20 protein-coding genes and 1 pseudogene are annotated in these 25,646 nt (G+C 72.4%); 6 read left to right on the forward strand and 15 right to left on the reverse strand.

What is annotated here, in order from left to right:
• Positions 1-14: 14 nt before the first annotated feature.
• The 4 genes from ACGFIS_RS00685 to ACGFIS_RS00700 form a co-directional block, all read right to left on the reverse strand.
• Positions 15-242 (reverse strand): hypothetical protein, encoded by a 228-nt coding sequence (locus ACGFIS_RS00685; protein WP_392907461.1) that lies wholly within the window; start codon positions 240-242, stop codon positions 15-17.
• Positions 243-412: 170 nt separating this feature from the next.
• Positions 413-1,267, reverse strand: a complete 855-nt coding sequence (locus tag ACGFIS_RS00690) for a cytochrome c biogenesis CcdA family protein (protein WP_392907459.1) — start codon at positions 1,265-1,267, stop codon at positions 413-415.
• A 7-nt stretch (positions 1,268-1,274) separates the two neighbouring features.
• Entirely contained in the window at positions 1,275-1,835 is a 561-nt protein-coding gene (locus ACGFIS_RS00695) for a TlpA family protein disulfide reductase (RefSeq protein ID WP_392968820.1), read from the reverse strand.
• Positions 1,836-1,986: 151 nt separating this feature from the next.
• Positions 1,987-3,831: an FAD-dependent oxidoreductase gene (locus ACGFIS_RS00700; protein ID WP_392968823.1), complete on the reverse strand. Its 1,845-nt coding sequence runs from the start codon at positions 3,829-3,831 to the stop codon at positions 1,987-1,989.
• A 283-nt stretch (positions 3,832-4,114) separates the two neighbouring features.
• On the opposite strand from ACGFIS_RS00700, the gene ACGFIS_RS00705 reads away from it, so the two are divergent.
• Complete coding sequence (locus ACGFIS_RS00705) at positions 4,115-4,774, forward strand: TetR/AcrR family transcriptional regulator (protein WP_392907452.1); 660 nt, start codon at positions 4,115-4,117, stop codon at positions 4,772-4,774.
• Between the two features lie 144 nt (positions 4,775-4,918).
• On the forward strand, positions 4,919-5,971 hold the full coding sequence (locus tag ACGFIS_RS00710; RefSeq protein ID WP_392907450.1) for an LLM class flavin-dependent oxidoreductase: 1,053 nt from the start codon (positions 4,919-4,921) through the stop codon (positions 5,969-5,971).
• 101 nt (positions 5,972-6,072) lie between these two features.
• Here ACGFIS_RS00710 and ACGFIS_RS00715 read toward each other — a convergent pair whose 3' ends face one another.
• The 4 genes from ACGFIS_RS00715 to ACGFIS_RS00730 form a co-directional block, all read right to left on the reverse strand.
• Positions 6,073-11,607, reverse strand: a complete 5,535-nt coding sequence (locus ACGFIS_RS00715; protein ID WP_392968826.1) for a carboxyl transferase domain-containing protein — start codon at positions 11,605-11,607, stop codon at positions 6,073-6,075.
• A 292-nt stretch (positions 11,608-11,899) separates the two neighbouring features.
• Positions 11,900-12,229: a DUF202 domain-containing protein gene (locus ACGFIS_RS00720; RefSeq protein ID WP_392907445.1), complete on the reverse strand. Its 330-nt coding sequence runs from the start codon at positions 12,227-12,229 to the stop codon at positions 11,900-11,902.
• Positions 12,226-12,627 carry a YidH family protein gene (locus tag ACGFIS_RS00725; RefSeq protein ID WP_392907442.1) on the reverse strand — a complete coding sequence of 134 codons (402 nt, stop codon included), beginning with the start codon at positions 12,625-12,627 and terminating at the stop codon, positions 12,226-12,228. Before ACGFIS_RS00725 ends, ACGFIS_RS00720 begins: the two co-directional genes overlap by 4 nt.
• 249 nt (positions 12,628-12,876) lie before the next feature.
• Positions 12,877-14,229, reverse strand: a complete 1,353-nt coding sequence (locus ACGFIS_RS00730; protein WP_392907616.1) for an LVIVD repeat-containing protein — start codon at positions 14,227-14,229, stop codon at positions 12,877-12,879.
• A gap of 259 nt (positions 14,230-14,488) precedes the next feature.
• Between ACGFIS_RS00730 and ACGFIS_RS00735 the strand changes: the two genes are divergently transcribed.
• Positions 14,489-15,127: a DUF305 domain-containing protein gene (locus tag ACGFIS_RS00735; protein WP_392907439.1), complete on the forward strand. Its 639-nt coding sequence runs from the start codon at positions 14,489-14,491 to the stop codon at positions 15,125-15,127.
• Between the two features lie 70 nt (positions 15,128-15,197).
• On the opposite strand, the pseudogene ACGFIS_RS00740 reads toward ACGFIS_RS00735, so the two are convergent.
• The 3 genes and pseudogenes from ACGFIS_RS00740 to ACGFIS_RS00750 all read right to left on the reverse strand — a co-directional run.
• Positions 15,198-15,656: pseudogene (locus ACGFIS_RS00740) on the reverse strand (hypothetical protein); the annotation flags it as partial.
• A 42-nt stretch (positions 15,657-15,698) separates the two neighbouring features.
• Positions 15,699-18,251, reverse strand: a complete 2,553-nt coding sequence (locus ACGFIS_RS00745) for an FtsX-like permease family protein (protein ID WP_392968829.1) — start codon at positions 18,249-18,251, stop codon at positions 15,699-15,701.
• Entirely contained in the window at positions 18,251-19,042 is a 792-nt protein-coding gene (locus ACGFIS_RS00750; RefSeq protein WP_392968832.1) for an ABC transporter ATP-binding protein, read from the reverse strand. Before ACGFIS_RS00750 ends, ACGFIS_RS00745 begins: the two co-directional genes overlap by 1 nt.
• A gap of 454 nt (positions 19,043-19,496) precedes the next feature.
• On the opposite strand from ACGFIS_RS00750, the gene ACGFIS_RS00755 reads away from it, so the two are divergent.
• The 3 genes from ACGFIS_RS00755 to ACGFIS_RS00765 are packed head-to-tail and all read left to right on the forward strand — an operon-like array spanning position 19,497 to position 22,194.
• Positions 19,497-20,429, forward strand: a complete 933-nt coding sequence (locus tag ACGFIS_RS00755; protein ID WP_392968835.1) for a hypothetical protein — start codon at positions 19,497-19,499, stop codon at positions 20,427-20,429.
• Entirely contained in the window at positions 20,426-21,589 is a 1,164-nt protein-coding gene (locus ACGFIS_RS00760; RefSeq protein ID WP_392968838.1) for a sensor histidine kinase, read from the forward strand. Before ACGFIS_RS00755 ends, ACGFIS_RS00760 begins: the two co-directional genes overlap by 4 nt.
• Entirely contained in the window at positions 21,589-22,194 is a 606-nt protein-coding gene (locus tag ACGFIS_RS00765) for a DNA-binding response regulator (protein WP_392968841.1), read from the forward strand. Before ACGFIS_RS00760 ends, ACGFIS_RS00765 begins: the two co-directional genes overlap by 1 nt.
• Positions 22,195-22,215: 21 nt before the next feature.
• On the opposite strand, the gene ACGFIS_RS00770 is transcribed toward ACGFIS_RS00765, so the two are convergent.
• The 4 genes from ACGFIS_RS00770 to ACGFIS_RS00785 form a co-directional block, all read right to left on the reverse strand.
• Positions 22,216-23,184, reverse strand: coding sequence for an acyl-CoA dehydrogenase family protein (locus tag ACGFIS_RS00770; RefSeq protein ID WP_392907425.1), 969 nt, complete (start codon positions 23,182-23,184; stop codon positions 22,216-22,218).
• Positions 23,181-24,248: an acyl-CoA dehydrogenase family protein gene (locus tag ACGFIS_RS00775; RefSeq protein WP_392968844.1), complete on the reverse strand. Its 1,068-nt coding sequence runs from the start codon at positions 24,246-24,248 to the stop codon at positions 23,181-23,183. Before ACGFIS_RS00775 ends, ACGFIS_RS00770 begins: the two co-directional genes overlap by 4 nt.
• Positions 24,249-24,376: 128 nt before the next feature.
• Positions 24,377-25,105, reverse strand: coding sequence for a DsbA family protein (locus ACGFIS_RS00780; RefSeq protein WP_392968847.1), 729 nt, complete (start codon positions 25,103-25,105; stop codon positions 24,377-24,379).
• 111 nt (positions 25,106-25,216) lie between these two features.
• Positions 25,217-25,618, reverse strand: coding sequence for a cupin domain-containing protein (locus tag ACGFIS_RS00785; protein ID WP_392907417.1), 402 nt, complete (start codon positions 25,616-25,618; stop codon positions 25,217-25,219).
• Positions 25,619-25,646 lie beyond the last annotated feature (28 nt).

Raw genomic sequence — 25,646 nt, forward strand, 5'->3', positions numbered from 1 at the left:
CCGCCGGCGGAGGGTCACTTCGCCATGCGCCGCACGTGCTCGGTCACCCAGATCCATGCGCCGTTGTTCTCGTTGAGGCGGCGCTGTACCTGTTCCACGTCGTCGAGGCGCAGTTCGAGGACGGGCTGCCAGTCGCCCTTCACCCGGTCTTCGAAGTAGATCTGCTCGTCGTCCGTCCGGAGACGGAGCGCCCGCACCGTCTGCGGGGCGCCTTCCTGTTGCTGGATTCGGTAGGTCGGCATGATCCCTCTCGTGTCGGCCGGACCCGCCCGCTGCCGCATGGCGGGGCGGGGCAGCACCGGCCACTCCGACGGCACACTACTCTCACGTTAAAAGAGGGTGCGGAGGCGGGGGTGACCCAACGCCCGCCGGGACGCCCGCGCGCGGGAGGACGCCGCGACGAGAGGGAGTCTCACTTCGTAGCGGTCGGCTCCCGGGGCGTGCGCCGTGCACGCGGCAGGAGCCTGCGTGCCGCCACGGTTCCGGCGGCGAGGGCGGCGAAGGCGGCGGCGATCCACCAGATGCCGATCTGGTCGACCCAGCCCGACACCGTGCCCTGGATCTCCGTGGCCGCGCCGACGACCGGGGAGTCGGCCGAGGCGCCCCCGTTGACGCGCACCTCGTACCAGCCGTAGTAGGCGACGTAGAGCCCGGCCGCGAGCAGCAGGCCGCCGCTGGCACGGGCGACGTACGGCAGGATCCGGCGGGTGCGCGCCACCGCGGCGTCCCGCGCCAGCGCCACCAGCATCGACAGGAGCCCCACGACCAGGCCCATCCCGACGCCGTACGCGGCGAACGCCGCCAGCCCGCCGACGATGCCCGCGCCGCCGGACACCAGGCCGGTGACGGCCAGGAACGGCGCGATGGTGCACGACAGGGACGCGACGGCGTACGAGACGCCGTATCCGTACAGTCCCGCCAGCGACCCCGACAGCCCGCCCGCCTGCACGCGCGGCAGCCGGAGCAGCAGTTCCCGCCCGGTGACCAGCCACGCCCCGAGCGCGATCAAGGCCACGCCCACGACGATGGTGACCCAGGGAAGGTACTGCTGGATCGAGGTCGTCAGCACCGAGACCAGCAGGCCGAACACGCCGAAGACGGTGACGAACCCCGCGGTCATCGCGGCCGACAGCCGCAGGGCCCGCCACACGCCGCCCGCCCCCGGCGTGGCGATCAGCAGCGTCAGATAGGACGGCAGGAGCGCGAAGCCGCACGGGTTGAACGCGGCCACCAGCCCGGCGGCCAGGGCGAGCGAGATCGTCTCCATCGGCCGGTCAGCCGAGGAGTTCGTCGACGTGCCGGTTCAGTTCGGACTGCCCCAGCGGCCCGGAGTCCTTGCTCGTCGTCCCGTCGGGGGCCATGAAGACGAACGACGACTGCGACGTCACCTTGAAATGGGAGTACAGCTTGCCGGTCCGGTCGTCCAGGTGCGTGAGGCTCTTGGTGCCCGTCCGGGAGACGAACGCTTGCAGCCGGTCCTTGCCGTCGTCCAGGCCGCCGATGCCGACGAAGGAGACCCTGTCCCCGTACTTCTCCGCGGCCTTGGCCACGTGGGGCCCCTCGGAGAGGCACTTGGGGCACCAGGGCGCCCAGAACCAGAACACCACCGGCTTGCCCGCCAGGCTCGCGCCGTCGAAGCCCTTGCCGTCCAGCGTCTCGCCCTCGAATTTCAACGCTTCGGGCACGGTCCCGGCGGGGCTTTGCGCGGCGGGGCGCTCGGGTGCATTGCTCGATGGCGGGACGGAGGTCGCGCCATCGCCATCACCATCGCCGCCGCCTCCGCATCCGGCCACGAGCAGAACGGCACCGATCACGGCCGCGATCACCTTTTTCATGCCGTTCACGCTAACGGCGGAACCGTCCATTGGTTCTTACGAAGAGATGACGCCGGACCGCGGCTTCCTGTGACGGCCGGAACCCGGCACTGGCCGCACGGTTCGGCGCGCGACGCGGCCAGTGCCGGAGACTCGGGTGCCCGGCGGCGGATCAGATGCCGTCGTCGAGGATGTGCGGCTCGCCGTCGCGGTAGCGCTCCTGGTCGAGCTTCTTGGCGTCGTTGAAGGCGGGTGCGATCCACAGCTCGCCGATGGCGGCCTTGTCGCCGTTGTGGCCGGCGGCGTCCAGCAGGGCGTTGGCGGCCAGGCGGCCGCCTTCGTTGGCGGTTTCCATGGTGGACACGTAGAGGCCGGTCTTGACCCAGTCGCCGGCCAGGAAGAAGTTCTCGATGCCGGTGCCGGCGGTGGGGCGCGTCTCGTAGGCGCCGAGGGTCTGGATGAACAGCGGGTCCTCGTTGGCGACCTGGGGCGTGCCGGGGTTGAGGATGCCGGGGTCCAGGTACCAGGTGTGCAGCATGTCGTCGGTCAGCACCGGCGGTTTGCCGGGCTTGTTGACGTGCGCCTTGATCTGCTTCCAGGCCTCCTCGGCGATCTCCTCGCGGCTGCACTCCTTGGCGGTCTTGCCGTTGAACATGCCGGGGGTGTTCCAGTCGGAGATGATCGCCGACAGGTTGTCGGTCACCGTGCCGTCGCCGTAGGCGGTGAAGTCCCGCTTCCAGAACTGGGCCTGGCTGATCGAGGTGATCGCCCAGGTGGAGTCCCAGTAGTTGACGTGCCCCGGTGTGATCGGCACTTCCCGCTTGAGGAAGAACATCAGGCCGTTCATCCAGTCGTTGCGCAGCTTGGAGATGTTGTTCAGCATCGGGTCGGCGGCGCGCATCCGGTGGTCGACCAGCCGGTCGGCGCGCTCCAGCGGCACCGCCGACACGAACCAGTCGGCGTCGACGGTGTGCCGGGCCCCGGCGGGGTCGACCGCGACCGCCGAGGCGATCCTGCCGCCGGACAGCTGGAACGACTCGGCCGCCCACCCCACCTGGAACCGCACCCCCAGGGTCTTCAGGTGCGCGACCCATGGGTCGATGAGCATCTCGTCGGTCGCGCCGGCGAGGACCCGGTCCACCGACCCGCCCGCCTCGTTGCCCTCGCCGAGGACGCTCCACAGGGTGGCCTCGCCGACCAGGCCGATGGCGTGGGTGCTGGCGTCGGCGGACTTCATCGCGGCCAGGTTGCGCACCAGCCCGTCGGCCAGCAGCGTGTTGTACTCCTCCGACCGGGTCGCGGTGCCCAGGAAGTCGGCCCACGACACGTGGTCCCACTGCCCGACGCGGCGTTCGTCGCAGCTGGTGACGTACATGACGCCCTTGCGCACGAAGTGCAGGATCTCCGGCAGCGGGATCATGCCCAGTGACTGCAGCCCGCTGATCAACGTGGAGATCAGCGACTCGGGCGTCAGGAACGGCGGGGTGCCCTCGGGGATCGGCCACGGGAACGGGAACGGGATCGTCAGGTCCGGGCGGTCCTTGCGGGCGCCCAGGTAGGTGGACGCGCGGGTCAGGTTGTCCCAGGTGCCCTTCTCGTTGCCGGGGAAGGGGATGCGGCGCATCGAGTCGGGCAGGTTCTGGTAGAAGCCGGGGAAGAACCGGAACCCGTGCTCGGCGGGCAGTTCGTCCCGCCCGCCGCGCGCCGAACCCGGCACCCCGAACACCCGGGCCTTGCCGCCCAGCTGCCGCCGCTCGTACACCGTCACCGCGAACCCGCGCTCGGCCAGCTCCAACGCCGCCGACAGCCCCGCGATCCCGCCGCCGAACACCGCCACCCGGCGGCCGGCCGCACGCCGCCGCGCCCCGGCCGGGCCCGCCTGCCACCCGGCCTGCGCCGACGCCTCACCGCCCAGGACTCCCGCCACCGCCGCACCCGCACCCACGGCGGCGGCGCCGCCGAGGAACCTCCGCCGGGTCGGCCTGTCCGCAGGGCCCGAGTCGTGTCTGCCGCTCATGATGTCCTCTCATGTCGCCGGCCCCCGACTGTCTGGATCTCCCGCGCCGTGGAGTCACACGTGACCCTAGAGCAATATTGGCGCTTCGCCAATAGTGGCGGCCCTGTTGTCGGCAACGTCCTGTTGGCATAGCGTCAACAGTGCTCGCCGAGCGCAGCGGCACACGATCGGACGGAGGGTCCTCGCACATGGCAGGCCTCGCAACCACCGGAACACTCATCACCGGACGCGTCGCCACCGGTGGCCCGTACGCCGCTCCCGGCGATCGGATCCGAGGAACGACGTGACCGACCAGGCTGCGGTGGAGGCTCCGCGCAGAGTCCGCAAGGGGCCTGACGAGCGGCGGGAGCAGATCCTCAAATGTGCGCGCGCGCTGTTCAGGGAACGTCCCTACGGCTCGGTGTCGAACACCGAGATCGCGGCCGCGGCCGGTGTCAGCAGGGGCCTGCTCAACCACTACTTCGGCACCAAACGGGATCTGTATCTGGCCGCCGTGGCGCAGATGCTGGCGGTGCCGCCGGTCCCCGTGCCGGCGTTCGTGGAGGGTGCCATGGTCCCCGACCGCATCGACCAGAGCATCGAGGCGTGGCTGGAACTCCTCGAACGCAACCGGACGACCTGGATCACCGCCCTGGACATGAGCGCCTCCGGGGTCGACGCCGAACTGGTGGAGCTCTTGGAGAAGGGCAGGGAGACCGCGGTGGACCACATGGCCGAGGTCGTCGGGCTGGCGCCGGCCTCCCGCGAGCACCCGGAGATCCGTGCGGCGTTCCGGGGATACTCGGGGATGGCCGAGGCGACCACGCGTGAATGGCTCAAGTACGGGCGGCTGAGCCGTGACCAGGTCCATCTGATGCTGAAGGAGGTCCTTCTGCATCTCCTCGACCGGGTGGTCCCGCAGTTCGTCCAGGCCGGCGGCGGCTCAGGCCGAGGGTGTGGATGAGGGCGAGGCGTAACGGCCTTCATGGGACTTTGGTGGAAATCTGACGATAAGCGGAAAGTGACCCTCCGGCCACGCCGGAGCGCCTACGATTTCCCCATCCCCCGAACCGTGCGCAGGGTGCGCACTACAAGGAGATGTCTCCCTGTGAAGTTCAGCTATGCCATGCTTCCCGACTATCCGCTCTCGGAGTCGCTGGACTCCATCAAGCTCGCCGACCAGCTCGGCTTCCACGCCGTGTACGCGGCCGACGAGCCGTGGCACAAGGACCTGTGGCTGCTGTTCGCCGCCGCCGCGGCCGGCACCTCCCAGATCCGCCTCGGCCCGTCGGTGTCGGCGGTGACCCTCCGCGAGCCGTCCCTGATCGCCCAGGCCGCCGCGACGCTGGACGAGCTCACCGGCGGCCGCGCCGAGGTCGTCCTGGGGAGCGGCAACTTCGGGGTCCTCGCCCAATACAAGATCGACTGGGCGAAGACCAAGCCGCTCACCCGGGTGAAGGAGGCCGTCGCGGTCGTCCGGACCCTGCTGGACGAGGGCGCCATCACCCGCGACGGCGAGTTCTACTCCTACGAGGGCCTGTTCACCTTCGCGCGCCCCGTCCAGGAGCACCTCCCCGTCAAGATCGGCGCGATGCGCGGGCCGAAGTCGTTCGAGGCGGCCGGTGAGCTGTCCGACGGCGTGCACCACGCGCTGAGCTACTCGCGCGGCGCCTACGAGTACGCCGTCGAGCACTTCAAGGCGGGCGCCGAGCGCGCGGGCAAGGACTGGCGGACGCTCGACATCGGCGCCTGGGTCGTGTTCGCGGTCGGCCCCGACTCGGCCGCGGCCAAGGAGGCGGCCCGCAGCATGGTCGGCCTGTACGCGTCCGCGATGCCGGCCGAGCAGCTGGAGCGCAACGGCGTCGACCCGGCGGACATGGCCCCGATCATCGAGGCCATCGGCGCCGGCGACCTGGCCAAGGCCATCGAGCTGACCACCCCCGAGATCACCGAGAAGCTGTCCCTGGCCGGCACCCCCGACGAGGTCCGCGCCAAGATCGAGAGCGAGATCGCGCCGACCGGCGTCAACCACATGATCTGCGCGATCACCGACCCCGGCCTGGTGAAGTCCTTCACCGGCCGCGACCTCACCGGCGTCCCGGACGTGGACGGCCAGCTCCGCCTGATCCACGAACACCTGATGCCCGCGTTCACGTCCTGATGCCCGCGTTCACGTAACGCCGGTCAGGCCGTCCCGGAGCACGGGTGAGGGCCGGGCGCGCCGTCCGCGGCGCCCCGGCCCTTCGTGCGCGGGCCGGCCGCTCAGCGCCGGTTCAGGTGGGACTCGATCGCCTCGATGATCCGCGGGCGCAGTTCCGCCGCGCGGATGACGGCGTCGACCGAGCCGACCTCGACCGCGCGCCGGATGTCGTGGACGCGGTCGAACTCCGTGGCCACCTCGCCCAGCTTCTCCGCGCGGACCGACGCGCGGAGCTCGTCGAGCTCGGCGGTCAGCGCGGCGCGGTCGGCGCCGGAGGTGGGCGCGAGGCGGGCCTCCAGCTCGCGCACGCGCGGGTCGGCCGCGGTGCGGGCGTTGACGTCACCGGAGAACACGACGGCGGCGGCGGGCGCGCCGCCGAGCACCGACGCGAACGAACCCTCCAGCGCCAGCACGGTCATGTTCGGGTTCAGCGCCTTGGAGAACACCACGAACGCGCCGCCGTGGTAGCGCGAGATCACGCAGAACACGATGGGCCCGCGGAAGTTCACGATCGCGCGGCCGATCTCGGCGCCGTACTCCAGCTGCAGTTTCCGCATCGACTCCGGTGAGCCGTCGAAGCCCGACAGGTTCGCCAGCACCACCAACGGCCGGTTGCCGCTGGCCGCGTTGATCGCCCGCGCGGCCTTCTTCGACGACTGCGGGAACAGCGTGCCCGCGGTGTAGGTGTCCGGGCCGTCGGTGGGCGGGAAGCCGCGCCGCGGCACCGCCCGCGACTCGATGCCGAGCAGGCACACCGGCATGCCGCCGAGATGCACGTCCTGCACCGCCGCGGTGTCGGCGTCGGCCATGCCGGCCCAGCGTTCCAGCACCGGGTGGTCCTGGTCGGAGAGCGCCCGCATCACGGTCCGGATGTCGAACGGCTTCTTGCGGTCCGGGTTGGCCTCGGCGGAGAAGATCTCGCCGACGGTGGTGAAGTCGCTGCCCTCCACGGCGTGCGGGAAGCCGGAGACGTCCCGGTCGACGGGGTCGGACGTCCGCGCGCGGCGCGGCGCCTCCTCGCCCGGCGCGACGTAGGTGTGGTCGTAGTGCGACATCAGCACGTCCCGCGCGGCGGCCAGGGTGGGCGCCCAGTACTGCGCCTGCCCGTTCGGGCCCATCACCCGGTCGTAGCCGCCGATGCCGAAGTTGTCCTCCGCCGACACGCCGCCGGAGAAGTCGAGCGACTGCTTGCCGGTGAGCACCATCGCCGAGTCCGGCGTCATCACCAGGATGCCCTTGGTGTGCATGAGCATCGTCGCCTCGGCGTTCCAGTACGGCTGCGCGCCGACGTTGATGCCCGCGACCACGATGTTGATCTCGCCGCCGTCCTGGGTGAACTCGACGATCCGCTTGAGCGCAGCCGCCACCCAGTCCATGTTCTCCGTGCCCGACTCCATGGAGATCCGGGCCCCGGCGGACAGCGCGTACCACTCCACCGGCACCCGCATCCGCTCCGCGAGGTCCAGCGCGGCGATCACGCGGCGGCACTCCGGCTCCGACAGCGCGCCGAGCGCCTTCGTCGGGTCGCCGAGCAGCACGACCCGGGTGACGCCCCGGGGATGCCGCCGGGTCGTCGTGGTGACGACGCCCGCGACGATCGCCGCGGTGTTGCGTCCACGCGGCCGGTCGACCGGCACCAGCACGTGGTTCCCCGCTTCGTCGACGTCGAGGTCGTGCTCGGCGAAGCGGCCGAGCATGCCGGTCAGCTCGTACGGGTACACCGTGTTGCGGCTGCTCGCGCGCAGCACCTTCTGCCGGTAGTCGTCGAGCGGCTCCACCGGCTCGTCCGACGGCTCCCCGACGGTCAGCTCGGTTCCGCCGGTGGCGTCGTACGCCACCCGCACGGCGATCTTGAACAGCTCGCCGGTCCTCGGGTCGCGCTGCCGCCCGATGAGCAGGATCTCCTCCAGCCCGGCGCCCACGGTCGTCGGCACCACGCGCCCGGCGATCCGCTCCAGCTCCGTGCGGGTGAGGTCGCTCGGCGGCCAGACGTAGATCACGATCCGGTTGGTGTTGAAGCGGTTCTTCGACGGCCGGCGCTCCTGCGCGCGGCGGATCGAGTCGACGCAGGACGCGATGGTGTACTCGGCCGTCGGCAGCGTGAGCAGCCTGCCGTCCTGCTCCCGCAGTTCCGTCAGGTCGCGGACCTGCGCGAACGCGACGAGGCGGTCGTCGGACGGGTTGTCGCGCGCCACGCACTGGAAGAGGTAGACCTCCTCGTCCGAGGACGGCAGCCGGGTGAGGTCGAACCTGCTCAGCCGTTCCATCTGCATCCGCTGCGCGATGTGCGGGTGCAGGCCGCGGATCAGCCGCTCCTCCGCCATCCCGCCGCCCGACGGGCGGAACGTGAAGTGGTGGTGCATCACCGCGCCGCTGCTGCCCGCGACGGTGGCGGTGATCCTGCGGACCCGGTCCGGCAGCGGGTGCGCGTTGATGACCCCGTGCAGCGCCGCCGCCATCGCGTCGAAGTCGTCCGGCTGGTTCTCCCAGGCGAGGTAGATGTCGGCGTCGATGTCCTCGTCGCCGCCTGCCAGCTCGCTGAGCCCGCGCAGCGCGCCGCCCAGCGCCTCGAAGCTCACCGCGGAGGAGACCAGGCACGAACCCGCGCGCTCGGCGACGACGAACGTGCAGTCCGCGACCCGGCTGGTGCGGACGCCGGTGAGGCCCTTGTTGCCGTAGTACCGCCGGGTCAGCACCTCCAGCATGACCGCGTTGTCGCGCCCGTGGTCGTTCCCCCCGCGGCCGTCCCGCTTGCCGCGGATGAGCCGCCGGCCGAGCAGCCGCACCAGCGGCTCGGTGCTCCGCACCATCTCGGCGATGCGTTCCGCGCGGTCGGGCGCGTCCGGGTGCGCGTCCAGGTGGCGCAGGTGCCTGCGGACGTCGGCGTAGACGCGGGCCCGGTTGCGCCGCAGCAGCGGCTGGGCGTACCAGGCGAACACCACACCGCACGCGAGGTCGTAGACCACCGGGAAGCGGACCTGTGTCGCGGCCACCAGCCGCTCCAGCGCGAGACCGACGGGCTCGCGCAGCGACTCCTCCGGCGGCGGTTCCCGCAGCCACGCGCGCAGCAGCGTCGTGACGACCGCGGCGTCGGCGGACGCGCGCTGCTGGGCGAGGAAGATCCGGAACACCGCGGATTCGAGCGCGGGGGAGCGATCCAGCTCGGTGACCCCGTAGTGGCCGAGGGCCGTGGCGAGCTTGGCCTGGAACGCCTCCGGCAGCCCGGCCCGCTCGACGTCGAGGCTCTGCAGGTAGGTGTGGAAGTGCTCGCGGGCGCTGTGCACATGCCCGTTCCCGCCGCCGTCCCCGCCGCCGTCGCCGCCCGCCGGCCGGTTGCGGCTCAGCTCGGCGAGGTCGGCGAACACGTTGACGAGTTCGAGTTCCTCGGCCAGCGGCCAATGGCCGTCCACGATGGCGGCCCGGCGTGTGCCGAGGTAGTCGTCGAGAACCCGGCGTCCGTCCTGCGGGTCGACGTCGAAGCCCAGGAGCAGGCTGCGCAGGTCCTCCCGGCCGCGGCGGGCGCGTTCCCGCGCCGGGACCGCCGCGGGCGCGGCGGGCAGGTCCAGCTCGACGGACTCGGCCGCCGCGGTGTCGTCGTCCTCGCCGTCGTCGGCGAGCGGCTCCAGCCGAAGCAGCGGCGCACCGGTCTCCACCTGGCTGCCCACGGCGACGGCGCATTCCTTCAGCCGCGCCTTGAACGGCGCCCGCAGCACCGTCTCCATCTTCATGCTCTCCAGCACCAGGACCGGTGCCCCCGCCTCGACCTCGGCGCCGACCTTCAGCGGCGTGGCGACGACCAGCGCGGGCGCGGGCGAGCGGACGACGCCGCCCTCGTCGCGGCTGACCCGGTGCGCCACACCGTCCACCTCGACCATGTGGACCGGCCCGTGCGTGCCGGTGAGCAGGTGGTACCGGGAGCCGTTGACGACGATCTGCCCGGTGTGCCGGTCGAAGCGTTCGAGTTCGACGTCGGCGGTGCGGACCGCGCCGGCCGCGCCGTCCACCGCCTCGACGCCGACGCGGAACCGGTGCGCGCCGACCCGCGCGACGCGCACGCGGTAGCCGGCACCGCGCAGCTTGAGTTCCAGCGGCCGGCCGCTCTCGTGCTGCACCTGCGGGCGCCCGCCGAACGCCGTGGACAGCAGCCGCTGCCGCTCGGCGCGCTCCTCCTCCTCGTACGCCTCGATGGCGGCGGCCGCCAGCGCGACGGCGGAGTGCCGGTGCGAGACGAGCCGGCCCTCGCCGCGGACCCGGTCGATCCAGCCGGTGTCCGCGCTCGCGTCGATCACCTCGGGCTGGTCGAGCAGGTCGAGCACGAAGCTCTTGTTCGTCGCGCCGCCCTCGATGATCACCGCGGTCTGCGCCATCGCCCGGCGCAGCCTGCCGAGCGCCTCGCCGCGGTCCCGGCCGTAGGCGATGATCTTCGCGATCATCGAGTCGAAGTCGGCGGGGATGGTGTCGCCCTCCCGGACGCCGGTGTCCACCCGGATGCCCGGCCCGGCGGGCAGGTCCAGCCGCGCGATGCGGCCCGGGGAGGGCGCGAAGTCGCGGTCGGGATCCTCGGCGTTCAGCCGGGCCTCCACGGCGTGCCCGCGCTCCACCGGCGGCCCGCCTTCGAGCCGGCCGCCGGACGCCACCCGCAGCTGGGCCTTGACCAGGTCGAACCCGGTGGTGGCCTCGGTGATCGGGTGCTCGACCTGCAGCCGGGTGTTGACCTCCAGGAACGCGAACAGCTCGTCCCCGGGGTGATAGAGGAACTCGACGGTCGCCGCGCCGCGGTAGCCGACCGCGACGGCCAGCCGCTCGGCGGACGCCTTGAGCTCGGCCGCCTGCGCCGGGCCGAGCACCGGCGACGCCGACTCCTCGATGACCTTCTGGTTGCGCCGCTGCACCGAGCAGTCGCGGACGCCGAGCGCCCACGCCGTCCCCTCGCCGTCGGCGATCACCTGGACCTCGACGTGCCGGGCGCCGGTGACCAGGCGCTCCAGGAACACGACGCCGCTGCCGAACGCCCGCGCCGCCTCCTGGCTGGTGCGCTCGTAGGCGTCGGCGAGTTCGTCCCCGCTCGTGATGACGCGGATGCCGCGCCCGCCGCCGCCGGCGGTCGCCTTCAGCATCAGCGGGTAGCCGATCTCGTCCGCCGCCGCCAGCGCGGCGTCCAGGGTCTCGACCGCGCCGCGGCTCCACGGCGCGACCGGCACGCCGACCTCCTCGGCGAGGAGCTTCGCGCCGATCTTGTCGCCGAGCCTGCGCATCGCCTCCGCGCTCGGCCCGACGAACGTGACGCCGACCTTCTCGCACAGCTCCGCGAACGCCGGGTCCTCCGCGACGAAGCCCCAGCCGACCCACGCGGCGTCCGCCCCGGTCTCCACGAGGGCGCGCTCCAGCACCTCCAGGTCGAGGTACGGGCGCGCGGCGGCGGGACCGAGGTCGTAGGCGAGGTCGGCCTCGCGCACGAACGTGGCGGTGCGGTCGACGTCGGTGTGCAGGGCGACGGTCTCGATCCGCGTCCCGGTCTCCGCGGCGATGTCCCGTACGGCGTGGATGAGCCGCATGGCGGCCTCACCACGGTTGACGATGGCGACACGACTGAACACCCGGCCGAACCTTCCTGTACCGACGCTTCTGTAACCGACGCTGCGAGCCGCGACACGGCGGCCTCCGCAGGTGCTCACTTTTCCGTCTGGCGGCCCGCGGCGCCATGTCGCTGACAGCGCACGCTGGGCGTCCCGAGTTGTGGGAAACCTGCAAAACCCCGGCCGCCGCCAGAAGCGCCGGGCATGATCGATGAGTTCTCGAGGTGGCACCGGTCTACCCGGGCATGACAACGACATCTGAAGCGAGCCAGGTACAGTGCTCGCCCCGGCCCGCCGCCGTTGCGTCTCCTTATCAGCGTCGAAGCGGGAACAGGCTGTCCGAGGCGAAGAAGACCGTTGCGAGGGCGGCCGCGGCCACCAGGGTCACGGCGACGCTGATCAGCAGGAGGGCGCGGCGGCGCTCGTGCGCGGCGGCGCGTCCGGCCGGACGTGTCGCGCGGCCCAGCACGTGGACCAGCGCGCTCATGCCCAGGACGAGCCCACCGATCACGGGGGTCGTCTGGAGCATGGCGCCGCCGAGGGCCGCGAAGGCGACGGCGGTCCGGAACCAGGCCAGCTCGGTGCGCTCACGGGCCAGGCCGGGATCGAGGTCCTCTGGATCGTCGAGGGCCCCGGATGTCACTCGACCGCCTCCGACAGCAGGACGAGGACGGCGGCCAGCAGCGCGACGGCCGCGATGGCGATGGCGAGGACGCGGGGGAGCGGCGACCGCGGCAGCGGCTCTCCCCGGCGCAGCGCACGCTGGTTGCGGCCCCACTCGGCGAAACCGCCGACGGACAGCACGGCGCCGAGGACGATCAGCGGGACGGCCAGCAGATGCCGGCCCCACGGCAGCCCGGGGAACGGCGGCAGCAGCTGCACGATGGCCAGCCCGGCGACGATCAGGGCGAGCGCCGTGCGGTTCCAGGCCAGGAACGTCCGCTCGTTGGCGAAGGTGAACCGCGCGTCCGGCTCACTCTCGCGGGGACGGTCCGACGCGGCCTCCCCGCCGTCGGCCCCGGACGATTCGGATTCGCTCACGCGCAGGTCCCCCGGCCGGTGAGGTCCACCGGCGTGGCGTGCCGGCCGCTGGGATCTTCTGAAATCGCATCACTGTGAAGTCGCTTCACTACGTCGCAGCCTCCACGAACCGAGGGTAGCGGCTGTACTCGGCGCTCAGGTGGAGCGCCCCGGCATGCCGTCCGCATCGCCCGGAAACGCCATCGGCCGGAAACGCCATCGGCCCCGCGGAGCTTGGCGCTCCACGGGGCCGAGGCCCTTCCGGTCAGATCAGTCGTCGTAGTAGTTCGGCTGGGACTGCGCGTTGAGCATGTCGATCCTGACGCGCTTGGCCCGGTCGGTACGGCGGTCCCGGAGGTCGATGACGTCCAGGCCGCGCTGGATCTCGTTGGAGAAGATGAAGCCGTTGTAGTAGTACGCGGACCACGGGCCGGCGATCGCCAGTTCGTCCGACCACGGGCCGCGGTCGAGCCAGGCGATCTCCTTGGGCTTGCGGGAGTCGGTGAAGTCCATCACCGAGATGCCGCCCTGGTACCAGGCCTGCACCATGATGTCCTTGCCCTTCACCGGGATCAGCGAGCCGTTGTGCGCCACGCAGTTCTCGGCGTCGGTGTTGTGCCGCGGGATCTTGTAGTAGCTGCGGAACTTCAGCTCGCGGTGCTTGCCCTTGCCGACGATGTCGTAGATGGCGTTGGCGCCCTTCTCGGGCCCGACCTCCGCGTTGCAGGTGGCGGCGCCGCCGCCGCCCAGCTCGTCGGTGAAGACGACCTTGTTGGCGCGGTTGTTGAACGTCGCCGAATGCCAGAACGCGAAGTTGTCGTCGTCGCGCACACTGGTGATGGTGCGCGGCTTGAGCGGGTCGGAGATGTCGAACAGCACACCGTCGCCCATGCAGGCGCCGGCCATCAGGTCCTTGTCGGGGTAGGCGGTCAGGTCGTGGCAGCCGGAGGTGGCGCTGGTCCCGTTGGGCCACGGCGTGTCAGCCGGGTCACCGGGGTTGCCGCCGTCCGGGAACAGCACCGGCTCGGCCGCCACGTGCGCGGCCTGCGGGTGCCGCAGCGGGACCTTCACGATCGAGATGAGGTCGTGCGGGGGCTTGCAGTCGGGGTAGGTGTCGTTCGGGCGGTACGAGGACACGTAGATGTAGACCGTGCCGCGCTTGCCCGGGACGAGGGTGTTGGTGTGGGAGCCGCACTTGGTCTCGACGGCCTTGACGTAGCGCGGGTTGCGGACGTCGCTGATGTCGAAGATCTTGATGCCCTCCCACGCCGACTTCTCGGTGGCGGGCTTGGACACGGACTGGCACGAGTCGTCGCTCCTGGAACTGTCCGTCGACAGGAACAGCAGGTCCCCGGCGATCGACACGTCGTTCTGGGAGCCGGGACAGTGCACCACGGTGACGACCTTCGGCCTCTGGGGCCGGCTGATGTCGTAGACCGTGAAGCCCTCGTAGTTGCCGCCGAAGGCGTACCGGCCCTTGAAGGCCCAGTCCGAGCCGTACGCGGTGGGCCCGGCGAGCGGCCCCTGCTTGGGGATGTTCGCCAGATGGTGCATGTTCGGGGTCTTGCTGATCGGGTCATCGCCCGGCTCGGCCGACGCCGCTGGCACGAGCACGGACGACATCACCAGCACGATGCCCGAGAGGATGCCGAAGAAGGTCTTGCGTCTGGTTCTTCGCTTGAGAACTGGCGCCACCCTGACTCCTTTGTCTACATGACCCCCGGTGGGACAGTTGATCTCCCCGGATTATGAAGTCCACTGGGCTTGATGCATAGACCTGCCCGAACGTGTGGCTATTTGTCCAGATATCAAAAGCCGGTTTTGTGTAATCTTGCTCTGCTTGTACGGTCCGGTTGCGTGGTCGGCTGGCCTGGGAGGCGTGATGCGGAACCGGATCGCGATGACGGGCATGGTGGTCGTGCTGGCCGCCGGCGTCCTGGCGGGGTGCAGCGGCGAGGACGGGCCCGAGGCCGCCCCGTCGAGGTCCGTGCTGGTCCCGGGCCGTCCGGGCGAGCCCAACAAGACGGAGGTCGCGGGTCCGCGCGAAGCCGCGCCGCCCACCGCGGCCGAGGTCACGTTCGTGCAGATGATGATCCCGCACCACGCGCAGGCGCTGGAGATGTCCGCGCTGGCCCCCGACCGTGCGTCCGACGAGCGGGTGCGGTCGCTGGCCTCCCGCATCGACGCGGCGCAGAAGGTCGAGATCGCGGCGATGCGGTCCTGGCTGGAGAAGAACCCCAAGGCGGTCCTGAAGGCGCACGGCCGCAACCACGGCGGGCACCAGGCCGGCATGCCGGGGATGGCCACGGCCGAGCAGATGAAGCAGCTGCGGGACGCGCGCGGCGCCGCGTTCGACAAGCTCTATCTGACCCTGATGATCACCCATCACCAGGGCGCGCTCACCATGGTCAAGGACGTCCTGGGCAAGGGCACCGACATCACCATTCAGGAGATGGCCCGCGACGTCGAGTCCACCCAGCTGGCCGAGATCGGCCGCATGCGCGGACTCCTGGCGACCTGACCGCCGCGCGCCCTGCGGGACGGCCGCCGAAGCCGGGCGAGGACGAGGTCGTCGCCCGGCCGGTGGCCGGCTAGTGGCTGGGAACGGTCTCGTCCTGGGATGCGGTGCTCGTGGCGGCCGGGGGTGGCGACACGGTGACCGGTCGTCTGCCCGGCATGCCGAGCGCGATGAGCATGCCGATGAAGGCGAGTGCGGTGACCGCTCCCATCCCCGCCGAGAAGCCCTCGCTGAACTCCTCGGCCGACGCGTAGCCCCCGGCGGTCGCGAAGATGGCGGCCGTGACGGAGGTGCCGAACACCCCGCCGAACATCCGCAGCATCATGAAGGCGCCGGAGGCCTGGCCGATCTCGTGCGGCCGCACCGCTCCGACGACCGACTTCTGTGCCGCCGGCATGGCCATGGTCAGCCCGAGACCGCCGATGACGAGCGAGGGCAGAAGTTCGAGATAGCCCGTGTCGGTATCGGCGACCAGGGCGATCCAGCCCATGCCGATGGTCTGGAGCAGCAGCCCGCCGGCCACGAACTTCCGCTCGCCGACCCGCCGCGGCCGGAAACGGGGAAGTGATGTGGGTCACACGGCGGCCGCGGCGGCGGGGTGCGGGCGCAGCGCGAACCAGGTGGAGAGGGCGGTCACGATGAGGGTCAGCGCGCCCGCGGAGCCGATCACGGTGAGGTAGATCCACAGCGGTCCGGCGGGGGCCGGCGAGCCGTCCAGGGCGATGCCGAACGGCACCAGCGTCAGGGCCGCCACGAGACTGCCCAGCAGGACGCCGGTGATGGCGACGGCGAGCCCTTCGACGCCCATCATCCGGAGGAGCCGGCCGCGGTCGGCTCCGATGAGGCGTTGCAGGGCGAACTCGCGCCGCCGCTCCGCCGCCGCGATGATCAGCGTGTTGACCAAGGTGATCACCGTATAGCCGACGATCACGGCGACGAACATGTAGTTCACCCAGGCCCCGGTCTGCTCCTGCTCGGCCTGCACCGCGACGGCCTCGTCCCGGTCGGCGACCCGCACGCCGGGCCTGCCCGAGAGCCGGTCGGTGAGCGCGGCGGCCAGCCGGCCGGGCCCGACGCCGGGCGCGGCCCGCACGAGAACCTGTGCGGGTCCAGCGGCCGTGGTGTGCCGAGCCAGCAGGTCGGCCGGCAGCAGGACGGTCTTGGGCCCGGCCTCCATCGCGACCAGCGCGACGACCGTGAGGTTCGCCTTCGCGCCGTCGCCCAGCCGCAGCGTCACGGTGTCGCCCACACCGAGGCCCCCGCCGATCCGCCGGGCGTGCTCGACGTCCACGGCGACCGTGTCGCCGCGCAACGCGGTGAGCGTGCCGGCGGTGACGGAGACCGCGGTCGTCGCCGCGGCACCCTCCGGGCTGACCCCGCGCAGCGGCACCCCGTCCTCGCTCTGGCCCCCCAAACGCGGCGCCTCGACGTACCCGACGCTGGTGACCAGGGCCGATGCCGCCGCGACCGCCGGGTCCTCGCGGATGTCGGCGACCAGGCCGGAGGTGGGCCCGCCGGTGGACGAGGTGACCACGGCGTCCGCCCGGAGGGTCTCGGCGAAGACGCGCTGCGCGTCGGCGGACTGCGCGGTCTGCAGGTAGATCATGCCGGTGGCCAGTCCCGTGGCCAGCATCACGGGGGTGATGGCGGCCGCCGTCCGGATCCGCCGCGCCCGGACGTTGAGCACCGCGAGGCGGCCGGCGTTCCCCGTGAGCGCGCGCAGCACCGGACGCAGCGGCGCGAGCAGGATCGGCGCGATCCGCGGTGCGAGCAGGGCGAGCCCCGCCGCCCAGAGCATCGCGGCCGGCCCGGCGGTGCTGGCCGCGACCGGACCCGGGATCACGATCGCGGTGACGAGCGCCAGCGCGGTGGCGCCGGCCAGGCAGACCAGCGCGCAGGCGACCCGCACCCGGCCGAGGGGCCGGTCCGGCAGAGCCGCCTCGGTGAGGGTCTCCGCCGGACGTGCCGTCGCCGCCCCGCGGGCCGCGACGAACGCCGCGACCACGGCGGTGAGCAGCCCGACGCCCGCGCCCGCCGCCGGCGGAATCCAGCCCTGCCGGAAGACGATCTCGGAGGGCACCACGTCCTGCGCGGTGAGGCGGTCGAACAGCAGCCGTCCGGGGAACGCGCCGGGCAGCCGGGCCAGCGCGGCGGCCAGGACGGCCAGCACGAACGTCTCGCCGAGGACCAGCCGGCGAAGCTGCCCCGGGGTGGCGCCGACGATTCGCAGCATCGCCATCTCGCGGCGGCGCTGCTGGAGGGACAGCCCCAGCGTGCTCGCCACGACGAAGACCACCACCATGATCGCGAGCCCGCCGAACACCGCGGCCAGCACGATGAGGGTCTCTCCCGCGGGACGGACGTCGGGGAACTCGGCCCGCCCCCGGTCGAGACCCGTGGATACGGTGACGCCGCGTCCCGCGAGCGCGTGCGCGACCCGTCCGCGGAGCTCGCCGGCGCCGGTCCCCTGGACGGGGAACACGCCGAGGGCGTCGATCCGCCGCGGCGCGATGCGCTGCACGTCCGGATCGGAGAGGAACACTCCCGGCGGCAGGGCGGAGCGGCCCGAGGCCAGGCCGACGACACGGAACCGTTCGGCCGCGCCGCCCACCACCAGCCCGACGGTGCCGCCCGGCCCGACCCCGGCGGACGCGGCCAGTCGCCCGTCGAGCACGACCTCGCCCTCAGCGCCTGGCGCTCGTCCCGCCTTCAGGGTGTACGGCGCCAGCGGGGCGGACGACCAGGCGTGCCCTGCCGGACGTTCGCCCAGGGGAAGCGGCGTCCCGTCGCGCGACCGCAACACGGCGACGGGGAAGGACACGTCCGGCACCGCCCCGGCGACACCGGGCACGGCCCGGACGGCGGACACCAGATCGGGGTCGAGGCGAACCCGCTCCGGGAGCGTCACCCGCTCCGCGTCCTCGGAGTTCGGCACCCGGTACGACTGGTCGCCGGCCACCACGACGGGAGCCGCGGCCAGCCGCTCCGGGTGCACCTCGGTCCGGATTCCGCTCTCCATCAGCCCGCCGCACGCGGTGACGATGACGACTCCGAGGAACAGCGCGGCGAACGAGGCGGCGAAGCCGCCCTTCCGGAAACGCAGGGTGCGCAGGGCCAGCCGGAACATCAGGACACCTCCGCCGGACGGTGCCCGCCCGGATCGGTGTCCCAGGCGCCCAGATGCGTCATGCGCCCGGCGATCGCGTCGGCGGACGGCCGGTCCAACTCGTCCACGATGCGGCCGTCGGCCAGGAAGACCACCCGGTCGGCGTGCGCGGCGGCCACCGGGTCATGGGTGACGATCACGATGGTCTGCCTGGCGTCGCGCACCGCCTCACGGAGAAGGGCGAGGACGTCCCGGGCGGTGCGGGTGTCGAGCGCGCCGGTCGGCTCGTCGCCGAAGACCACCGCGGGACGGGTGACCAGGGCGCGCGCGATCGCGACGCGCTGCTGCTGCCCCCCGGACAGTTCGGCGGGACGGCGGCGTCCGAGCGCGCCGAGCCCGACCCGCTCCAGCGCCTCGTGGACGGCGGCCCGGCGCGGCCTGCCGCCGGCGAGCAGGATCGGCAGTCCCACGTTCTCGGCCACGTTGAGCGCGGGCAGCAGGTTGAACGCCTGGAACACGAAGCCGATGCGCTCGCGCCGCAGTTTGGTGAGGGCCCGCTCGCCCATGCCGGTCAGCTCGTGGCCGTCCAGGACGACCGAGCCCGACGTCGGCCTTTCCAGTCCCGCCGCGCAGTGCAGGAAGGTGCTCTTCCCCGAGCCCGACGGACCCATGATCGCGGTGAAGCCGCCGGGCCGGAACGTGATGTCGACCCCGTTGAGCGCCGCGACGCCGTTCCGTTTCGAGCCGAACACCTTGCGCACCGCCCGCAGTTGGACGACACCGTCCGCGCCGGTACCTGTCGTTTCCTTCATGCCGTTCCCCGTGGATCCTTCCGGTGTGCGTGCGCACCGGTCTCCGGCGGCGCCCGTCCTGACGGATCGAGCCTCGCCGAGCGGACGGCCCGCAGGGCAGATGCCGATGTCGTCAGTCGGCGGTGATGAACGTCATGGGTGAAATGCGGACATCCGCATCTGCCGATGAACGCGGCGGCGGAACGACACTGGTCAACGGCGAACGCGATGGTGGAGGCCGGGAGGCCACGGGGACGGCGGAGGAGGTCACGTGACGGATGCCGGCGCCTCGTTGGCCATGCCGCGAGGCCGGCGCATATCCTGGCCCGGCCTCGATCCACGGGTGGAGGGCCACCTGACGCCGCAACCGACGCGACCCCCGCACGCCGCGCGACCGCCGCGGGCCGCGCGACCGCCGCGGGCGAGAACCGGCCGTTCCCTCCCGCTCACGGCGAACTTCGTTCCGCTCGCGGCGATGGGCGCGGTCGCCTACAGCGTCCTGATCCCCCTGGTGGAGCTGTGGCGCTTCGCCCTCACGTCCACGGACGCCCCCGCCCTGGGCGCGGTGCTGGCCACGGCCGCCTACCTGCCGCTGCACGTCAGGCACGTCTACCACGCGGCGCAGGGGACCCGTCCCCGCGGAGCCGGCTGGACGGTCGCGGCGATGGCCGCGGTGATCGTCGGGGCCGTCCCGTACCTCGGGGCCCTCTGGCTCGGGCAGTTCCACGCGCTCGCCGTGTCCGTGCTCATCGTGGTGCGCCGCCCCTGGTCGTTCGCCCTCTTCGGGACGATCGTGGCCGCGCAGGCACCGCTCGCGATCGTGCTCGGCCGCCCCGACATGGCGCCCTTCTTCACGATCGCCGGGGCCCTCAAGGGACTGCCGGTGTTCCTGCTGATCTGGCTTGTCGGCGCGGTGCGGCGGCTGCACGCGGCGCGCGGCGCGCTGGCCGACCGGGCGGTCGCGCGCGAACGGCTGCGGATCGACGAGGAACTGCGGCACACGGTCGGCACGGCACTGGAGTCGATCGCCGCGCGGGGACGGCGGGCGGGTGCGCTGGCCCCGCATGACAGGCGGGCCTCGGAGAATGAACTGCGGGCCCTGGCCGGCGATTCGAGACGGACGCTGGCCGAGACCCGGCGCCTGATCCGCGGCTACCAGAACACCTCGCTGGACGCCGCACTGGACACCGCGGTGACGCTCCTGTCCGCGGCGGGGATCGAGTGCCGCGTCGTCCTGCCGGACGGCGACGTCCCCGACACCCTCGATGAGGCCCTTCACTCGGCCCTGCGCACCGACGTCGCACGCCTCCTGCACGACGACGCCGTCCGGCGCTGCGCCATCGTGGTCACCCGCCACGACGGCCGCCTGCGGCTGGAGGTCACCGCCGAGCCGGGGGACGCCCCGTGAAGGCCGCGCCCGCCGGGTGGCTGGAGGGCGGCCCCGCCTGGTCACCGCGCCGCGCCCGCTGGTTCCTCGTCGCCGCCCACGTGCCGTTCATCCTGGCGTCTCCGATCTACGCGATCACCGGCGTGGAGAATCCCGCGGCACGCCACCCCGTCGTCCCCCTTCTGGTGGGACTCGCCGTCGGCGCGCTCCAGTTGCGGCACAGCTTCGCCGCGGTGCGGGGGGAACGCCCGCGCGGCTGGTGGTGGACGTTCCCGGCGCTGATCGCCCTGGTCTACCTGCCGATGCCGTGGTACGCCGGGAACTGGATCGACATGCAGCTGTTCGTCGTCGTCTCGGCCATGATGCTGCTGCGCGGCGCTCTCGCGGTCATCGTCGCCGTCCTTCCCGCGGCGGGGACCTTGGTGGTGCTGGCCGCGTCCCCGTCCGGCCCGTACGCCGGCGTGGGCTTCGCCGAGAAGGCGGCCTGGGCCACCTTCTGGCTGTCCGCCGGTTTCACGATCGGGGTGGCGGCCACCTACGGATCGGTCTGGCTGGTGCGGATCATCGACGAACTCCAGGCCACCCGTACCGAACTGGCCGAGGTCGCCATCGGACGGGAGCGGCTGCGGCTCTCCCGCGACCTGCACGACCTGCTGGGCCAGAGCCTCTCGGCGGTGTCCCTCCAAGGCGACCTGGCGCTCCGGCTGCTGGCCAAGGACCCGGTCGCGGCCCGGGCGCAGATCGAGAACCTGACCCTCGTGGCCCGCGATGCGCTCGCCGGGATGCGGGCCGTGACCAGGGACGAGCACGCGGTGTCGCTGGACGAGGAGACCAAGGGAGTGACCGCACTGCTCACCGCCGCGTCCATCGAGGCCCGCGTCGACGTGCGGCTGCCCGGCCTCGACCCGGCCGTGCAGGACGTCCTCGCCTGGGCGGTACGCGAAGGCGTGACGAACGTGCTGCGCCACAGCAGCGCCCGCAGGTGCTCCATCACCGCGCGGCGCCACGGCGGCACCGTACGGTTGGAGATCGTCAACGACGGCGCGCAGGGCCCGGCGGGCGAGGGCAGCGGACTGGCCGGGCTGGTCGAACGCGCCCGGGCGCTGTCCGGTTCGGTGTCCGCCGACGGCTCCAGGGGCCGGTTCCGGTTGCTCGTCGAGGTCCCCGAGGAGACGATCTGATGATCAGGGTGCTGATCGCCGAGGACGTGCACATGATCCGCGGTGCGCTGGTCGCCCTCATCTCGCTGGAGGACGACATGGAGGTCGTCGCCGAACTGGAGCGCGGCGACCAGATCGTCGCGACGGCCCTGGAGGTCCGGCCCGACGTGGCCGTCCTGGACATCGACCTGCCGGGCCTGGACGGGCTCGCCGCCGCCGGTGAGCTGTACGAACGGCTGCCCGAATGCCGGGCGCTCGTCCTCACCGGGCTCAGCCAGCCGGGCAACCTGCTGCGCGCGCTCAAGGTCCACGTCCGCGGCTTCATCATCAAGGACGCCCCCGCCGACACCCTCGCCGACGGCATCCGCCGCGTGGCCGCCGGCGAACGCGTCATCGACCCCGACCTGGTCGCGGCGGCCCTGGAGACCGGCAGCAGCCCCCTGACCCCGCGCGAGACCGACGTCCTCCGCGCCGCCGAAAGCGGCCTGTCCACCGAGGAGATCGCCACCGCCCTGTCCCTGTCCCGCGCGACGGTCCGCAACTACCTGTCCAACGCCATCGCGAAGGTCAACGCCCGGAACCGCATCGACGCCATCCGCATCTCCCGCAACGCCGGCTGGCTCTGATCCCGCCCCGCGCGGATCCGGCTACGGGTTGGTGATGAGGTGCCAGATGCCCTGGTCCGCCGATACCGCCGCCCGGGTGAGGAGTTCGTCCCAGTGGTGGAGCGAGCCGAACTCCGCGCTCCAGGCCAGAGCGGGAAGCGTGTAGCGGTGGAGCGGGTGCTCTGCCGTCGTCCCGATGGCGCCGTGGACTTGGTGGGCGTTGCGGACCACCGTCGCCGTCGCGTGGCCGGTGCAGGATCTCGCCACGGCGATGTTGAACGGTGTGAGGCCGTCGCGCAGGACGGTGTCCGTCGCCGCCTTCGCCAGCGAGGCCTCCGCCGCCATGTCGGCGATCAGGTGCTGGACGGCCTGGAAACGGGCCAGGGGGCGGCCGAACTGGGTCCGTGTCGCGGCGTGTTCGACGCTGAGCCGCAGGATGCCGTCCATCGCGCCGGTCGTCTGCAGGGCACGGGCCAGGGCTCCGCGGAGCATGAACTCCTCCGCCACGTGTTCGCCCACCCGGGTTCCGGACATGGTGTCCACGGGGGCGTGCACGGCGTCGCGTGGTTCGCCCGCCAGGTTCGCCGCGCGCTCGATGTGCAGTGACGACGCGGGGACGTCCGCTGCCCGCCAGCCGTCGCTTCCGGCCCACAGCAGCGTGATCCGGTCGGCGTCGCCGGCCCAGGGCACCGCCTTGGCCGTGCCGGTCCCGTCCAGGACGCAGGCGGTGCGGAGGCTCTCGTCGGACGGCAGGTCCGCCTCCGCCAGAAGCCAGTTCGCCAGAAGGTCGTTCTCGGCCAGCGGGACGGACACGCCGTGGGAGGCGGCCGTCCGGAGCAGCGCGGCGGCCTCGGCCCATCCGGCGCCGCTGCCGCCGCGTCCGGCCGGGGTGGTGAGGCGGGCGAGGCCCAGGGACTCCAGCGTCCCCCACAGGGAACCGGCCGGGGCGGCCGGGTCGTGGTCGGAGAAGACCGAGGCCATCATGTCCTGGAGCGCGGGATCGATGGTCATCGCAGCCCCAGCCCCCGCGCGATCACGCCGCGCAGGATCTCGTTGGTGCCGCCGCGCAGGGTGAACCCGGCACGTCGCAGCTGCGCGGCGGTCAGGAGCGGGTCGGCCATGCCGAGCCGGGCGGCGAACTCGACGATGTCGCCCTCCAGGGTCGTTCCGAGCACTTTGACCAGTGCGGCCTCGACGTCGGCGGTCTCCCCGGCTTCGAGGGCCCGCGCGACGCCCTGCGACATGTGCCGCAGCCCCGTGATCCGTGCGATGTGACGGCCCAGGTCGGGGTGATGGGGGAGTTCGCCCCGCCGTGTCGCCGCGGCCGCCTCGTCCAGCAGCGGAAGTGTCGACAGGAAGCGCTCCGGGCCGCTGCGCTCGTATCCCAGTTCGGACGTCACCTGCCGCCACCCGTCCCCGACGCGGCCCAGCAGCCGGTCGCCCGGGACGTACACGCCGGTGAACGCGACCTCGTTGAAGTGGTGTTCGCCGCCCATCGTCAGGATCGGGCGGATGGTCACGCCGGGGGCGCGCAGGTCGACGATGAACTGGCTGAGGCCGTCGTGCCGCGCGGACGGGTCGTGCGGCTCGGTGCGGGCGAGGACGAGGATGGCGTGGGCGCGGTGCGCCCCGGACGTCCACACCTTGGTCCCGGTGAGGAGCCAGCCGCCGCCGGTCCGTTCCGCGGCGGTGCGGACGCTGGCCAGGTCGGAGCCGGAGTCCGGTTCGCTCATGCCGATGGCGAAGAAGCACTCGCCCCGCGCGATCGCGGGCAGGAACTCGCGTTTCTGTTCTTCGGTTCCATGGGCCAGCAGGGAGGGGGCCGTCTGCCGGTCGGCGATCCAGTGCGCGGACACCGGCGCCCCGGCGGCGAGGAGTTCCTCGGTGACGGCGTAGCGTTCGAGAAAGGTCCGCCCGGCGCCGCCGTACTCCTGCGGGATGGTCATGCCGACCCAGCCGCGCGCAGCGAGCGCCCGGGTGAAGTCCTCGTCCCAGCCGCCGTTCCAGGCGTCGACGGCAGGAGTGAAGTCGTACGACCGCAGGAACGCGCGGACGGAGGAGCGCAGATCATCCATCAGAACCGGATCCCCCACGGCACCCCCATCGTCGGCTTCGATGGGCGCCAATCTTTCACGGCCGGCGACCCGCGCGCCGCCCGGGGTAGAGGGGCGATCAGATGCTGCGCTTCATCGGGGCGCCCGGCCTAAGCGGCGAGGACGGGCGGGGCGTCCTGTGCTCGGCGCCGCTTCGACGGCTGCGGTCCGTCCAGCAGTTCCGCCAGGTGGCTCAGGCCCGAAAGGCCCGGAAGGGCGCCGCCGTCCGGACGGACGACGGCCGGGACCACCTGCGTGAAGCCCTCCCAGTCCGCGCGCCACTGCTCGATCCGCAGCTGCCCGGTCAGTGTCAGGGCGCCGCCGAGCGTGCTGACGGTGGCGCCGAAGCGCCGCTCCGTCCCGGACGCCACACGACCGGCGTCCACCGGCATCGCGAGGCCCGGGGCGTACCGGTGCACGTCCATCGGCGTGCGCGGGTACATCAGCTCCGCGATGATCCGGCGGATCTCATACGGACTGCTCACGTGGCGCCCCTCCACCCAGACGGCACGGAAGATCGCGCGCCGCGCCTCGTCGGCCAGGCCGTCGGTCAGCGCTTCGGCGTAGGCCGCCACGGCCGCGCCGGTGTTGCTGACCACGGGCGGCGGCGCGTCCGGCACCCGCTCACCGGGCCGCGCGATGCCGGCGATCTCGCGCAGTTCGCGGTCCCACTCGTCCTTCGCGGCCGCGCTGGGGAGGCCGGTCAGCGGCAGCCGCGGCTCGTGCTCCACGGCGCGCCACTCGACGTCGGTCCGGCCCCGCCGGATGAGGTCGTCGACCCGCAGGCTCGCCAGGTAGGAGTAGGGGCAGTTGAAGTCCCCGTAGACGATGTAGGTCATCTCGCATCCCTCCTCGATGAGGCCGGCAGGCCGCGACCGATAGTGGTAATAGTTTTTACTAGTAGAAAATAAAAATCCACCCCCGCCCGCTGTGATCTCGCTCTCCCGGTACTACTGCCGGGTACCGCTCTCGTCGGCTCCCACGGCCTCGGCCGGCCACGGGCGGCGCGCGACCTCGTGGTCCGCCGCGGTCGGGGGCGGCGACACGACGTTCATGAAGACCATCCGGCCGCCGCGGGCGCGGACGCCCCGGGTGGTACCGGCCGGGACCACCACGACGTCACCCGCCGCCACGGCGTGCGGAGCGTCGCCGATCCACACCTCTCCCGCGCCCTCCAGGATCGCCAGCGCCAGTTCCACGCCCGGCGTGTGGAGCGGGATCTCCTGCCCGTCCTCCATGCCGACGATCATCACCCTGGTGAGGTCGGTCGCGGACAGGACCTTCGGGCGGAACGACTCGTCGCTGAACTCCGCGAGCTCGGACGCGCTTCCGACTACCGCCTTCTTCTCCATCGTCATCTCCGTAGCTGTCGAACCGGGC

It is taken from the genome of Spirillospora sp. NPDC048824 (assembly GCF_043198455.1).
In the GTDB taxonomy this organism is placed as follows: domain Bacteria; phylum Actinomycetota; class Actinomycetes; order Streptosporangiales; family Streptosporangiaceae; genus Spirillospora.